General features: G+C 56.6%; 13 protein-coding genes. 7 read left to right on the top strand and 6 right to left on the bottom strand.

Annotated features, from left to right (window positions below):
- Window positions 1–44 precede the first annotated feature (44 nt).
- Complete coding sequence (gene scpA, locus RYZ18_RS08665; protein WP_317656238.1) at window positions 45–2174, bottom strand: methylmalonyl-CoA mutase; 2130 nt, start codon at window positions 2172–2174, stop codon at window positions 45–47.
- A 134-nt stretch (window positions 2175–2308) separates the two neighbouring features.
- Between scpA and RYZ18_RS08660 the strand changes: the two genes are divergently transcribed.
- Window positions 2309–2740 (top strand): DUF4174 domain-containing protein, encoded by a 432-nt coding sequence (locus tag RYZ18_RS08660; protein ID WP_317656237.1) that lies wholly within the window; start codon window positions 2309–2311, stop codon window positions 2738–2740.
- Window positions 2741–2761: 21 nt separating this feature from the next.
- Here RYZ18_RS08660 and RYZ18_RS08655 read toward each other — a convergent pair whose 3' ends face one another.
- The 5 genes from RYZ18_RS08655 to RYZ18_RS08635 form a co-directional block, all read right to left on the bottom strand.
- The gene (locus RYZ18_RS08655) at window positions 2762–4807 is read right to left on the bottom strand and encodes an acetyl/propionyl/methylcrotonyl-CoA carboxylase subunit alpha (RefSeq protein ID WP_317656236.1); all 2046 of its coding nucleotides are present in this window, start codon (window positions 4805–4807) and stop codon (window positions 2762–2764) included.
- Between the two features lie 112 nt (window positions 4808–4919).
- The gene (locus tag RYZ18_RS08650; RefSeq protein ID WP_317656234.1) at window positions 4920–5126 is read right to left on the bottom strand and encodes a hypothetical protein; all 207 of its coding nucleotides are present in this window, start codon (window positions 5124–5126) and stop codon (window positions 4920–4922) included.
- 280 nt (window positions 5127–5406) lie between these two features.
- Window positions 5407–5781 carry a hypothetical protein gene (locus RYZ18_RS08645; protein ID WP_317656232.1) on the bottom strand — a complete coding sequence of 125 codons (375 nt, stop codon included), beginning with the start codon at window positions 5779–5781 and terminating at the stop codon, window positions 5407–5409.
- Window positions 5782–5835: 54 nt separating this feature from the next.
- Window positions 5836–5982, bottom strand: a complete 147-nt coding sequence (locus RYZ18_RS08640; RefSeq protein WP_317656231.1) for a hypothetical protein — start codon at window positions 5980–5982, stop codon at window positions 5836–5838.
- Window positions 5983–6141: 159 nt separating this feature from the next.
- Window positions 6142–7674, bottom strand: a complete 1533-nt coding sequence (locus RYZ18_RS08635; protein WP_317656229.1) for an acyl-CoA carboxylase subunit beta — start codon at window positions 7672–7674, stop codon at window positions 6142–6144.
- 214 nt (window positions 7675–7888) lie between these two features.
- Between RYZ18_RS08635 and RYZ18_RS08630 the strand changes: the two genes are divergently transcribed.
- The 6 genes from RYZ18_RS08630 (at window position 7889) to proS (ending at window position 13795) form a co-directional block, all read left to right on the top strand.
- Complete coding sequence (locus RYZ18_RS08630) at window positions 7889–9106, top strand: multidrug effflux MFS transporter (protein ID WP_317656228.1); 1218 nt, start codon at window positions 7889–7891, stop codon at window positions 9104–9106.
- 91 nt (window positions 9107–9197) lie between these two features.
- A complete protein-coding gene (gene surE / locus RYZ18_RS08625) occupies window positions 9198–9983 on the top strand; it encodes a 5'/3'-nucleotidase SurE (protein ID WP_317656226.1) in 786 nt (261 codons plus the stop codon).
- Between the two features lie 6 nt (window positions 9984–9989).
- On the top strand, window positions 9990–10631 hold the full coding sequence (locus RYZ18_RS08620) for a protein-L-isoaspartate(D-aspartate) O-methyltransferase (RefSeq protein ID WP_317656224.1): 642 nt from the start codon (window positions 9990–9992) through the stop codon (window positions 10629–10631).
- Between the two features lie 132 nt (window positions 10632–10763).
- The gene (locus RYZ18_RS08615) at window positions 10764–11972 is read left to right on the top strand and encodes a peptidoglycan DD-metalloendopeptidase family protein (RefSeq protein ID WP_317656223.1); all 1209 of its coding nucleotides are present in this window, start codon (window positions 10764–10766) and stop codon (window positions 11970–11972) included.
- Between the two features lie 30 nt (window positions 11973–12002).
- Window positions 12003–12329: a DMT family transporter gene (locus RYZ18_RS08610; RefSeq protein ID WP_317656221.1), complete on the top strand. Its 327-nt coding sequence runs from the start codon at window positions 12003–12005 to the stop codon at window positions 12327–12329.
- Window positions 12330–12439: 110 nt separating this feature from the next.
- Window positions 12440–13795: a proline--tRNA ligase gene (proS, locus tag RYZ18_RS08605; RefSeq protein ID WP_317656219.1), complete on the top strand. Its 1356-nt coding sequence runs from the start codon at window positions 12440–12442 to the stop codon at window positions 13793–13795.
- The last annotated feature ends 3 nt before the right edge of the window (window positions 13796–13798 follow it).

Below are 13798 nucleotides of genomic sequence, written 5' to 3'. Positions count from 1 at the left end.
GCTGCCTGTGGTTCAAGGGGTTTCGCCAAAGGCGCGCTGCAAAACTATCCCCGTGCCTCGCGAATAAGGCGCAGAATATCGGCGGCTGCGGCGGGGATGTTCGTGCCAGGCCCAAAGATTGCCTTGACCCCTGCAGCCTTGAGGAAGTCGTAATCTTGCTGCGGGATCACGCCGCCGCAAATGACGATGATTTCCTCGGCACCTTGCGCCTTAAGTGCGGCGATCAATTTGGGTGCTAGGGTCTTGTGACCTGCCGCCTGACTGGAAATGCCCACCACATGGACGTCATTGTCGATGGCATCTTGGGCCGCCTCATCGGGCGTTTGGAACAAGGGGCCGACATCCACATCAAAGCCTATATCAGCAAAGGCCGTGGCGATCACCTTGGCGCCACGATCATGGCCGTCTTGGCCCATTTTGACCACCAACATGCGGGGGCGGCGGCCTTCTTCCTCTGCGAAAGTTTCGACATCTTTTTGAATTTGTGCAAAGCCCGCATCGCCTTCATAGGCCGCGCCATAGACCCCTGCGAGAGTTTTGACCTCGGCGCGGTGACGCCCGAATGTTTTCTCCATCGCCATGCTGATCTCTCCTACGCTGGCCCTTGCGCGTGCCGCATCAACGGCCGCTTCGAGAAGGTTGCCGCCCTCTGCTGCGCGGCGGGTCAATTCGGCCAAAGCCGCCTCAACCGCCGCCCCATCTCGGGTGGCGCGGATATGCTCAAGCCGCGCGATTTGTGACGCGCGCACCTTGTCATTATCGACTTCGAGAATGTCGATCTGGTCTTCTTTTTCTTTGCGATATTTGTTGACGCCAACGATCACCTCTTGGCCACGATCAATCATGGCTTGGCGTTTGGCGGCGGATTCCTCGATCCGCAATTTCGGCAGACCCGAAGCCACAGCTTTGGTCATGCCGCCCATATCTTCAACTTCCTCAATCAGTTTCCAAGCAGCTTCGGCGAGGTCATGGGTGAGCTTTTCGACATAGTAAGACCCAGCAAGCGGGTCGACCACATCGGTCACGCGTGTTTCTTCTTGCAGCACCAATTGCGTGTTGCGCGCGATACGCGCCGAGAATTCGGTGGGCAGCGCAATCGCTTCATCAAGCGCATTGGTATGAAGGCTTTGCGTCCCGCCCAAGACCGCTGACATGGCCTCATAGGCCGTGCGGATCACGTTGTTATAGGGGTCTTGCTCTTGCAGGCTTACGCCTGAAGTCTGGCAATGGGTGCGCAGCATTTTCGAGCGGGGATCTTTGGGGTCAAACTCGTCCATGATCCGCGACCAGAGCAGGCGCGCGGCACGTAGCTTGGCGATTTCCATGAAGAAATCCATGCCAATGGCAAAGAAAAAGCTGAGACGGCCCGCGAATTTGTCGACATTCATGCCGCGCGCAATCGCAGCGCGCACATATTCGCGGCCATCGGCCAAAGTATAGGCCAATTCCTGCACCAAATTGGCGCCTGCCTCTTGCATGTGATAGCCTGAGATTGAGATCGAATTGAATTTTGGCATCTCATTGGAGGTATATTCGATGATATCCGCCACTATCCGCATCGAGGGCTCTGGTGGATATACATAGGTGTTACGCACCATGAATTCTTTGAGGATGTCATTCTGGATCGTGCCAGACAGGGCGGCTCGGGACACGCCTTGCTCCTCGCCTGCTACGATGAAATTGGCCAAGATGGGGATAACGGCCCCGTTCATCGTCATCGACACCGACACTTGATCGAGCGGGATGCCATCAAAGAGGATTTTCATATCTTCAACGCTGTCGATGGCCACGCCTGCTTTGCCGACATCCCCCTCGACACGGGGGTGGTCGCTGTCATAGCCGCGATGGGTGGCGAGGTCGAAGGCGACCGAGACGCCCTGCTGCCCCGCTGCAAGGTTCTTGCGATAGAAGGCGTTTGACTCTTCGGCAGTTGAGAAACCCGCATATTGGCGGATCGTCCAAGGGCGGCCCGCATACATCGTGGCCTTTACCCCCCGCGTGAAGGGCGCAAATCCGGGTAAATTCCCCATATGGGGCAAGTCTTGGATGTCCTCTTGGGTGTAAAGCGGTTGGACAGTGATCCCCTCAAGCGTTTCCTTGTTCAAACTCTCAAGCGGCTTGTCGCGCAATTCTTTCGAGGCGAGCTCTTGCCAGTCTTTTTTGGTCACAGTCATATCCGTCTTCCTCTGTCCTTCATCTGCGGCGCAAATCCTTGTGGCGGAAATGCTTGTTTGGCGCAGTTTCTCGTAGCTTCGGCCTTTGGTTTCGTGGCTTAGGCCCTATATGTCTTTCATCAGCAGGAGGCGTGATGAAACGGGTTCTTTCCTTTGTGATTACAGTCTGGATGGCACTCGCCCCCAATGGCGCATGGGCCGATGAGGGGGGGGAGTTGCCGATTTTGCGGGCCGAAGATGTCAGTCTGGATGACTATCTGTGGACGGCGCGACCGCTGATTGTTTTCGCCGACACCGAGGCCGATCCGCGGTTTGCGGAACAAATGGCGCGGCTTGCGGCGCGCCCCGCCCCGTTGTTGGAGCGCGATGTTGTCGTGATCATCGACACTGACCCCGATGGCCAAAGTGACATTCGCAGCACCTTGCGCCCGCGTGGTTTTGCAGTCGTGATTTTGCAGAAAGATGGCCGTGTCGGCCTGCGCCGCCCCAGCCCGCGCGATGTGCGCGAACTGACCCGCGCGATTGACAATTTCGCCCTGCGTCAGGACGAGTTGCGCAACCGCTAGGCTTTGGGCGGCAAGGGTCATTTATACGAACTCCATTATCACATCATCGACCGCAAGGCTGTCGCCTGCTGCGGCGTTGATCTTGGCCACAACACCCTTGCGCTCAGCGCGGAGGATGTTTTCCATCTTCATGGCCTCAACTGTGCAAAGGGCCTGACCCTCTTGCACTTCTTGGCCTTCCTCAACGCTGAGTTTCACCATCAATCCTGGCATTGGGCAAAGCAGAAGGCGCGAAGTATCTGGGGGCAGCTTTTCAGGCATCAGGCGCGCAAGCTCGGCTTGGCGCGGGCTGCGAATGAACAGTTTGAAATCCGCGCCGCGCGTGCGCACGCGGAAGCCCTGCGGAATTTTTGACACTTTCACAGTCAATGGGCTGCCATCAACAGTCAGTTTTGCCAACATCGTTCCAGGCCGCCAATCCGATGTCACTCGTATGTCTTGACCATCATCAAAGCGAATTGTGGCCCCGTCATGATCTGCCGTAATGGTCACAGACCATTCTGTTTCACCCATGCGCGCAACCCAGTGATTGCCAACCACACGCTCGTGATTGTCCATCCGACCCGACACGCGGGTGCGGCGGATTTCGCTGACGCGATACATTGCGGTTGCGGCGGCCACGACACGGCGCATTTGATCCTCAGGCAAGGTCACGCCTTCGAAGCCTTCGGGATATTCCTCGGCGATAAAGGCCGTGGTCATATCACCTGACACGAATTTCGGATGATCCATTACGGCAGAGAGGAAGGGCAGGTTGTGGCCAATCCCCTCCAACTCGAATCCGTCTAGGGCGTGGCGCATGGCCTCGATGGACTCTGCCCGCGTTGGGGCCCAAGTGCACAGCTTGGCGATCATCGGGTCGTAATACATGCTGATTTCGCCGCCTTCGTAGACGCCCGTATCGTTGCGTGTCGCCGTATCGCCCTTGGGGGCATCGCCCTGCCATTTGCCACTTTCCAACAGCGGCCCCGCAGCCACTTCGACAGGGGGGCGATAGCGGGACAGGCGGCCGATTGAAGGCAAGAAGTTCCGATACGGGTCTTCTGCATAGAGGCGGCTTTCCATGGCCCAACCTGTCAGCGTCACATCCTTTTGCGAGAAAGGCAGTTTCTCGCCATAGGCGACACGGATCATCTGCTCGACCAGATCAACGCCCGTGATCAACTCGGTCACAGGATGCTCCACCTGCAAACGGGTGTTCATTTCAAGGAAGTAGAAATTGCGATTGCCATCGACAATAAATTCAACTGTGCCTGCGCTGGTGTAATTCACTGCTTGGGCCAAGGCCACGGCCTGCTCGCCCATGGATTTGCGGGTGGCCTCATCCAAGAAGGGCGAGGGGGCTTCTTCGATCACTTTTTGGTTGCGGCGTTGGATTGAACATTCGCGCTCGCCTAAATAGACGCAATTGCCGTGACCATCGGCGAGAACCTGAATTTCGATATGGCGCGGCTGGGTTACGAATTTCTCGATAAAGATGCGGTCATCCCCAAAGGAATTGGCCGCTTCATTCTTGGAGGATTGGAACCCTTCGCGTGCCTCGTCATCATTCCATGCAATGCGCATCCCCTTGCCGCCGCCGCCTGCGGAGGCCTTGATCATCACGGGATAGCCGATCTCATTGCTGATTTTCACAGCTTCTTCAGCATCTTCAATCAGCCCCATATAGCCCGGAACAGTTGAGACTCCTGCCTCTTTGGCGAGTTTCTTTGAGGTGATCTTATCCCCCATGGCCTCAATCGCGCCTGCAGGTGGCCCGATAAAGGCCACGCCTGCAGCCTCAAGGGCTTCGGCGAATTTCTTATTTTCGGACAAGAACCCATAGCCGGGATGCACGGCCTCGGCACCCGTTGCCTTGATGGCTGCCATCACCTTATCGATGACGATATAACTTTCATTGGCGGGGGCGGGGCCGATATGCACCGCCTCATCTGCCATTTGCACATGCAGCGCGTTGCGATCCGCATCGGAATAGATCGCCACAGTGGCGATGCCCATTTTGCGCGCGGTTTTGATGACGCGACAGGCGATTTCGCCACGGTTGGCAATCAGAATTTTTTTGAACATGGGTTCACGTTCCTTCCTTTTGGGCCAAGCTGGCCGTCTGTCTCAAACAAAAAGCCGCGTGCGGGGCGCTTCCCCACACGCGGCGATTTGAATTTTTACGTATTGCGCTGGGTTAGCGGCGGCACAGCCCCACATCGTCACAAAGCGCACCGCCTGCTGCGCCGACAATGGCGCCTGTGGCAATGTCGCCATCCAAGATAACAGCTGCACCAGCCCCCGCAGCGGCGCCAACGCCCGCGCGCTCAATATCTGAGGAGACGCAAGCCGAAAGCATTGCGCCCACAAGAACGATGCCGAAGAGTTTGAGTGTTTTTTGCATATTGGATCTCCTGTCCGATGACTGCCTCTATGCGAAAATAATACATGTTTTATCCATGCAATCCTAGAGGGTCGATGCGCGGGGCGCACCGACCCTTTCGAAGGGGAATAGATGGAACATCTTGGGGCCGTATGGGCCCCGCTGCAGCGGCTAGAATAGGAGGTAAAATCCGTTGCGTGATCAATCATATGGGCAGGCGGCTGCCGTGCTTCAAGCGGGGAAGCGGGCGCAGATTTGGCATCGGCGGCAATTCGCTGAAATCTGTCGAAGATGGGCAGATTCATGCCGATCCCCCCTCCCAAACGCCTGATCCATCAAAGGCTTCAGGGAAGGCGGCCTGCGCGCGGGCCACATCAATCCGCAAAAGCGCATCATAGCTTTCTGGATCAAACGGGTCTTCGGCGGCGATAATTTCGCGCCCAAAGAGCCATGACAGGCGACCTGCATCGAGATTTCCCCGCTCGAAAGGGGCCTCGCCGAAATAGAGCCACAACGCCTCCATGAAAGCTGCATCTGCGCGGCGATCTGCGGCTTTGCGATCCGCAAAACGCTCGCGGCGCTTAAGGGGGGTGGCCCCTTCACGGCTTTCACGGCGGATGGTGAAGTGATAATCGGTGCCTGGAAGGCGCGAGGGGAAACCGCGATGCTTGATCATGGCCGCACCTCGTAAGGAGCGGCCATCGTGAACCCAAACCGATTATAACGCGGTTCAGCGGTATTTGTTGTAAACAGGCTCTGGCATGATTGGTGCAGGCTCGACATAGATGACTTCGTCTTGCACAGGCGCGCGTTGCGCACAGCCTGCAAGGCTGGCCAAACCTGCCGCAACCAGAATAATTTTGATGCTCGCTGACATCTTGCTCTCCTCAACTTTGTTATAGGCGCAAATTCGCTTCCGAATTCGCGCAACGCTTTGGCCATGAACTCATGGCTTGCGCGCATCATATACGCAGTCAAAGGAAATTCCCAATATAAATTAAACATGATTTTCATGCCCATGATGGGTCGTTCTGTCCTAGAGCGGGATATTGTCGTGCTTCTTCCATGGCATGCTGCGCTTTTTGCTGCGAAGCATGGCAAAAGCTTTGCAAACGCGCTTGCGGGTGGATTGCGGTTGGATCACCTCGTCAATGAAGCCACGCTCTGCGGCCACGAAAGGATTGGCGAACCGATCCTCATAATCTTTGGTGCGCTGCGCGATTTTTGCGGCATCGCCCAATTCGGAACGATAGAGGATCTCGGTGGCACCTTTCGCGCCCATAACGGCCACCTCTGAGGTGGGCCACGCGTAATTGACATCGGCGCGCAGATGTTTGGAGGCCATAACCACATAGGCCCCGCCATAGGCTTTGCGGGTGATGACAGTGACTTTTGGCACGGTCGCCTCGCCATAAGCAAAGAGCAGCTTTGCGCCGTGCTTGATCACCCCGTCATATTCCTGCTTCGTGCCTGGCAGGAAGCCTGGAACATCCACGAAGGTCAGGATCGGGATCTCGAAGCAGTCGCAAAAACGTACGAAGCGGGCGGCTTTGCGGCTCGAGTCGATATCAAGAACACCCGCCAGAACCATCGGCTGATTGGCAACGACACCCACGGTCTGCCCCTCAAGGCGGATAAAGCCCGTGATAATGTTTTTCGCGAAATTTTCTTGGATCTCGTAAAAATCGCCCTCATCCGCGACCTTTTCGATCAGCTCTTTCATATCGTAGGGCGTGTTGGGGTTGTCGGGGACGAGCGTATCAAGGCTCTCCTCAATCCGATTGGGCGTATCGTAGAAAGGGCGGACTGGGGGTTTTTCGCGGTTGGATAGCGGAAGGAAATCAATCAATCGGCGCACTTCTGAGATAGCCTGAACGTCATCTTCAAAGGCGGCATCCGCGACTGAGCTTTTCTTGGTATGTGTCGAGGCGCCACCCAATTCTTCGGCTGTGACGACCTCGTTGGTCACGGTTTTCACAACATCTGGCCCTGTGACGAACATGTAAGAGCTGTCTTTGACCATGAAGATAAAATCAGTCATCGCGGGGCTATAGACCGCACCGCCCGCACAGGGCCCCATGATCAAGCTGATCTGCGGAACAACGCCTGAGGCCTCAATATTGCGCTGAAAAATCTCGCCATAGGCGGCCAAGGAGGCAACGCCTTCTTGGATGCGCGCACCGCCCGAGTCGTTCATGCCAATCACAGGCGCGCCATTTTGCATGGCCATATCCATAATTTTGCAGATTTTCTGCGCGTGGGTTTCTGATACGGAACCACCAAGCACGGTGAAGTCTTGGCTAAACACATAGACCAAGCGGCCATTGATGGTGCCCCATCCTGTGATCACCCCATCGCCGCGTGGCTTGCTTTCGGCCATGCCAAAATCGGTGCAGCGATGGGTGATGAACATATCATATTCTTCGAAGGAGCCTTCATCGAGCAACAGTTCGATCCGTTCGCGTGCGGTCAGCTTGCCTTTGCTGTGCTGGGCATCAATGCGCTTTTGCCCGCCCCCCAAACGCGCCTCCGCGCGGCGGTCCTCAAGCTGTTGCAAAATATCCTTCATCAGGCGATCCTCCTTCGTGCCGCGTCATGGAGCGGTCTCACAATTCCATTGACCTTACGCAATCTGATGGGGTCGGGCGAGTCTTCTCTGGCATATTTGCAAATTACTTCGCTTTGCTTTTAATAATTTTGCAAATCTGCAAATATCAGAGGCATTGCCGCCATGTGTAGATTTTGAACTAGACAGTTTAGTCAAACAGGCTTAGCGATGGGCTATGTCTCACATCCCTCCGCAGCGGTTCTTAGACCGCAGCACGGCCCCATCCATTTTCACATTGATCGTGCTCACGGGCTTGGGCGCGTTGTCGATGAATGTATTTCTGCCGTCTTTGCCGCAGATGGCCGAGTATTTCGGGGCAGAATACGGTGTGGTTCAGCTTTCTGTGGCGCTTTATTTGGGGGTGAACGCGGCCTTGCAGCTGTTGGTTGGCCCGCTCTCTGATCGCTATGCCCGCAGACCTGTGATGCTTGTTGGGGTGGCGATCTATTGCTTGGCCAGTTTGGGCTGCCTTTGGGCGCCAGATGTCATCACCTTTCTGGTGTTTCGTATGATACAAGCCAGCGTTGTTGTGGGTTTGGTGTTGGGACGTGCTGTAGTGCGTGACCTTTACCCTCGGGATCAAGCGGCCTCGATGATTGGGTATGTCACCATGGGTATGGCGATTGTTCCAATGGTTGGCCCTGTCATCGGCGGCGCTTTGGGGCAAGCCTTCGGATGGAAGGCCAATTTCTGGCTCTTATTCGGCGCAGGCCTCGTGATCTTGCTCTTGGCATGGGCTGATTTGGGCGAGACCGCGCGCAAGGGGGAGGGGCGCTTGCGGGATCAATTCGCGCAATATCCCACTTTGCTGCTTTCGCGCCGCTTTTGGGGCTACAGCCTATCAAGCACTTTGGCCTCGGGCGCCTTTTTTGCCTATTTGGGCGGTGCTCCTTTGGTGGGCGCGCGCATCTTCGGTCTAGAGCCTGCATTGCTTGGCCTGTTTTTTGGCGCGCCCGCTTTGGGTTATTTCTTTGGTAATTTTATATCGGGGCGCTTCTCAGTGCGCGTGGGCGTTGACCGCATGATCCTATGGGGCGCACTGATCACCGTTGCAGGTCTCAGCACGGGCTTGGGTATGTTTTTCTTAGGCTATAAGACCGCACTGGTCTTTTTTGGCTCAATGACCTTTGTGGGCCTTGGAAATGGGATGGTGCTGCCGAATGCAACATCTGGGATGATGTCCATCCGACCTGATCTGGCGGGCACGGCTTCGGGGCTTGGTGGCTCGATTATGTTGGCGGGTGGGGCCAGTCTTTCCGCGCTTTCGGGCGTCATTCTGTCTCAATCGGATCAGGCCTATCCGCTGATTTATTTGATGCTCGCTTGCGCTATTGGCGCCGCCGCTTCGGCGATCTACACGGCGCGGCGCAATCATGCGCTTCGGATCAGTTAGACGATCCCCACAGCGCAGCTCTGCCCTTGTCGTGCGCCGCCCCCTTCGCTAACAACACTCACAGAACGATAGCCGTGAAGGAGTGCGATTGATGCGAATTCTGATTACCAATGACGATGGCATCAATGCGCCGGGCCTGGCCAGCCTTTACAAAATCGCAACTGATCTCGCAGGCCCTGATGGCGAAGTTTGGACGGTTGCCCCTGCCTTTGAACAGTCAGGTGTGGCGCATTGTATCTCCTATGTGCATCCTACGATGATCGCTGAACTTGGCCCGAAAAAATTTGCCGCTGAAGGCACGCCTGCGGATTGCGTTTTGGCAGGGCTTTACGATGTGCTGCAAGACAGCCCGCCAGATTTGGTTTTGTCTGGCATCAATCGCGGCAATAATTCTGCTGAGAACGTGCTCTACTCTGGCACGATTGGCGGTGCGATGGAGGCGGCCTTGCAGGGCTTGCCTGCCATCGCATTGTCGCAATATTTCGGGCCGCAAAATGCCCATCTTGAAAACCCGTTTGAGGCTGCCGAGGCGCATGGCGCAGATCTTTTGCGCGCGTTGTGGCAGCAGGCGCATTGGGATCAAAATGATTATCGGCTGTTTTATAACGTGAATTTCCCACCCGTTGCCGCAGCAGATGTGAAAGGGCGCCGCGTTGTTGCGCAGGGCTTCCGCCGCGAAACAAGCTTTAAAGTCGAGGCTATGATCGCCCCCAACCAGCGCCGCTTTTTGTGGATCAAGGGCGGCGCGCAAGATGTGCCGACCCAGCCCGATACGGATGCCCATGCCAATTTGGCAGGTTATATCTCAATCACGCCAATGCGCGCAGATTTGACCGCCCATGATGCGCTGTCAGATCTGAAATCCCGCCTTGAGTGATCCAATATGAGCGATCTGGCCGAACGCAAAATGCAGTTTCTGTTCACCTTGCGCTCCAAGGGGATCAGCAATGCGCGTGTTTTGGCGGCTATGGAAAAAGTCGACCGCGGCATGTTTGTGCGCGGCCATTTCGCGGATCGGGCCTATGAAGATATGCCCTTGCCGATTGCCTCGGGTCAGACCATCTCGCAACCCTCCGTGGTGGGGTTGATGACCCAAGCCCTTGAGGTGAGCGAACGCGATAAGGTTTTGGAAATTGGCACAGGGTCTGGATATCAGGCTGCGGTGCTGTCGCATCTGGCGCGCCGTGTCTATACGATTGACCGACATCGCAACCTGACCCGTGCCGCGCAAGAGGTGATCACGGCGCTCGGTATTCCCAATGTCACTGTTGTGACCGGGGACGGGTGTTTCGGGATGGAGGAACAAGCCCCGTTTGATCGTATCCTCGTCACAGCCGCGGCCGAGGACCCGCCGACACCCTTATTGGCGCAGTTGAAGGTGGGCGGCATCATGGTGCTCCCTGTGGGGCAGTCCGATCAGGTGCAAAGCCTGATCAAGGTTGTGCGCCATGAGGACGGGTTTGACTACGAAGAATTGATGCCTGTGCGCTTTGTTCCGCTTGTCGAAGGATTGGCCGAGGCATAAAGCGCGCAATAACGCGGGACAAAGGGTAGAAACGACCCACATCTTTGATATATAGTTGAGCGTAAAGAACGTGCAGCGGTGAAACCGATGCCCTCCCTCTGGCTGAGCGGCCAGAAGCTGAAAGAGCAGATGATGAAACGCAAATTTTCGGTGGCGCGCCACTTGCCTGTGACCAATATTCTCGCCTTCGGGCTGAGCGCTGCGCTGTTGTCGGGCTGCGTTGGTGCGGTCAGCGATTTAGATTTTGATTTCCGTGGAAATGCAATTTCCAACACGGATGTCAGCGCCACAGCCCCACGGCCTGAGCCTGATGCGCAAGGGCTAATCACCTATCCCAATTATCAGCTTGCTGTCGCGCGGTCGGGTGACACAGTGCGCAGCGTGGCATCGCGCATCGGTATTGATGCGGACAGCTTGGCGCGGTTCAATGGCCGCACTGCGGATGATCCGCTGCGCCCGAACGAGATTTTGGCCTTGCCGCGCGATGCGCGTGTGGGCAGTGGCGGTGCGGGGCGTGACATCACACAGATTGCAAGCTCGGCCATTGATGCGGCTGAGACACGCAGCCCGCAATCGCCCGCCGTGCAATCTGGTCAAGAGCCTGTGCGCCACCGCGTGACACGCGGGGAAACGGCCTATTCCATTGCGCGCCTTTACAACGTGTCTGTGCGCGCCTTGTCGGATTGGAATGGGCTTGGCCCCGATCTGGAGGTGCGCGAGGGGCAATATCTCATCATCCCATTGGCCCTTGAAACCGCCACAGGCAATATTGCCGATGGGGCGGTGCCAGGTGCCTCGACCCCACCCCCGCCGCCTTCTGCAAGCCAAGCTTTGCCAGCCCCCATCACTAGCGAAACGCTGCCCGCACAACAAAGCGCGGCGGCACCTGCAAGCAGCACTGCGCCTGCGCCGCGCCCCGCGACCCCAAGCAGCGCACCCGCACCTGCACCTGCTGCACAGCCGCAGGCAGCCGCGCCCGCAGTGGCAGATGCAGGGGGGGCTTTGTTGCGCCCCGTATCGGGCAATATCATCCGTGCCTTCTCGGCCAGCAATGAGGGGGTTGATATCGCCTCGGCGGTTGGCACGCCCGTGCGCGCAGCTGAGGCTGGCGAAGTGGCGGCGATTACCCAAGATACAGATCAAGTGCCGATCTTGGTTTTGCGCCATGCCGATGGGTTGCTGACCGTTTACGCCAATATCCGCGACATCACCGTCTCGCGCGGGGATCGTGTCAGCCGCGGTCAAACCATTGCCGAGGTTGGGCCAGGTTCGCCGTCCTTCTTGCATTTTGAGGTGCGGCGCGGGTTCGAAGCCATCGATCCGATGCCCTTCTTTGATTAACCCGCTCTGGGGTAGAAGGCAGCTTAACCCATGCATTGGATCTATCTTACTATCGCGATATGCGCAGAAGTAGCGGGAACGAGCGCGCTCAAGGCTTCTGATGGGTTCACACGGGTTTTGCCATCTGTGGTGGTTGTGATCAGTTACGGCTTGGCCTTTGTCATGCTTTCACAGGCCTTGCGGGTTTTTGATTTGGCCGTGGCCTATGCGATTTGGTCAGGGGCAGGGATTGCCGCAATCGCACTGGTGGGCCTGTGGGTTTATGGGCAAAAACTTGACCTTGCGGGCATCATTGGGATTGGCATGATCGTGGGCGGCATTGTGGTGGTGCAGCTTTTTTCCAACAGCACAGATTAGCATCTTGGTCACAGGCCCCTTGCCGCATCGCGGATGATGGCCTAAGCGGTTTTGTCAAACGTATTGCGCCTGATTGAGAGGGCGCATCACCATAATCCATGAGGATCGCTATGCGCCTGACCCGCTATTTCCTGCCCGTCCTGAAAGAAACGCCCTCCGAAGCGCAGATTGCAAGCCACCGCTTGATGCTGCGTGCAGGCATGATCAAACAGGCCAGCGCGGGGATCTATAGCTGGCTTCCTTTAGGATATAAGGTTCTCAAGCGGATCGAGACGATCGTGCATGAAGAGCAGGTGCGCGCAGGCCATATTCCAATGCTGATGCCCACCTTGCAATCTGCCGATCTTTGGCGCGAGAGCGGACGCTATGATGATTACGGCCAAGAAATGCTGCGCATCACAGACCGCCATGGTCGCGATATGCTCTATGGCCCGACCAATGAGGAATTGATCACTGATATCTTCCGCGCCCATGTCGGCAGTTACAAGGATTTGCCGCTGACGCTCTATCATATCCAGTGGAAATTCCGCGATGAAATCCGCCCGCGTTTCGGTGTCATGCGGGGCCGCGAATTCTTGATGAAGGACGGGTATAATTTCGACCTGACCAAAGAGGATGCGCTGCACGCCTATAACCGCCATCTGGTCAGTTACCTGCGCAGCTATGAGCGTATGGGTCTGCAAGCCATTCCGATGCGCGCAGATGGTGGCCCTATTGGCGGCGATTACACCCATGAATTCCTTGTTCTGGCCGAGACGGGCGAGTCTGAGGTATTCTATGACAGCGAAATCACGGATCTGCGTTTTGGTGATCGGGATATTGATTACGACAATGTCGACCAGTGCCAAAGCGTGCTGGAGGAATTCACAAGCCGCTATGCGCGCACAGATGAAACACATGATGCCGAGATTTTCGCGCAAGTGCCCGAAGCGCGTCAGCGCGTGGCGCGCGGGATTGAGGTGGGCCAGATTTTCTATTTTGGCACAAAATATTCAGAGGCAATGGGGGCTGTTGTCTCAGATCGTGATGGCAATCGTGTGCCCGTCCATATGGGCAGCCATGGCATCGGGGTGAGCCGTCTTTTGGGTGCGATCATTGAAGCCAACCACGATGATAATGGCATCATCTGGCCCGAAGGCGTGACCCCGTTCCATTGCGGGATTGTCAATCTCAAGCAGGGTGATGCTGCCGCAGATGCAGCCTGTGACGAGATTTACAAGGCGCTCAGTGCCAAGGGTCTTGAGCCGCTTTATGATGATCGCGCCGAGCGGGCAGGGGGCAAATTCGCCACGATGGACTTGATCGGCCTGCCATGGCGTATCACTGTTGGCCCGCGTGGCCTTGCCAATGGCGTGGTTGAATTGACCTCGCGGCGCATGGGCGAAAGCGTTGAGATGAAGCCAGAAGATGCGATTGCACGCTTGGTCGAGATTTACGCCCCGCATTTCGGGCATATCCAGAACTGAGGA

Origin of the sequence: Roseovarius sp. 10 (assembly GCF_033100315.1) — a bacterium.
In the GTDB taxonomy this organism is placed as follows: Bacteria; Pseudomonadota; Alphaproteobacteria; order Rhodobacterales; family Rhodobacteraceae; genus M30B80.
The sequence above is the reverse complement of the archived record's forward strand: the minus strand, read 5'-3'. Positions and strand labels throughout refer to the sequence as shown.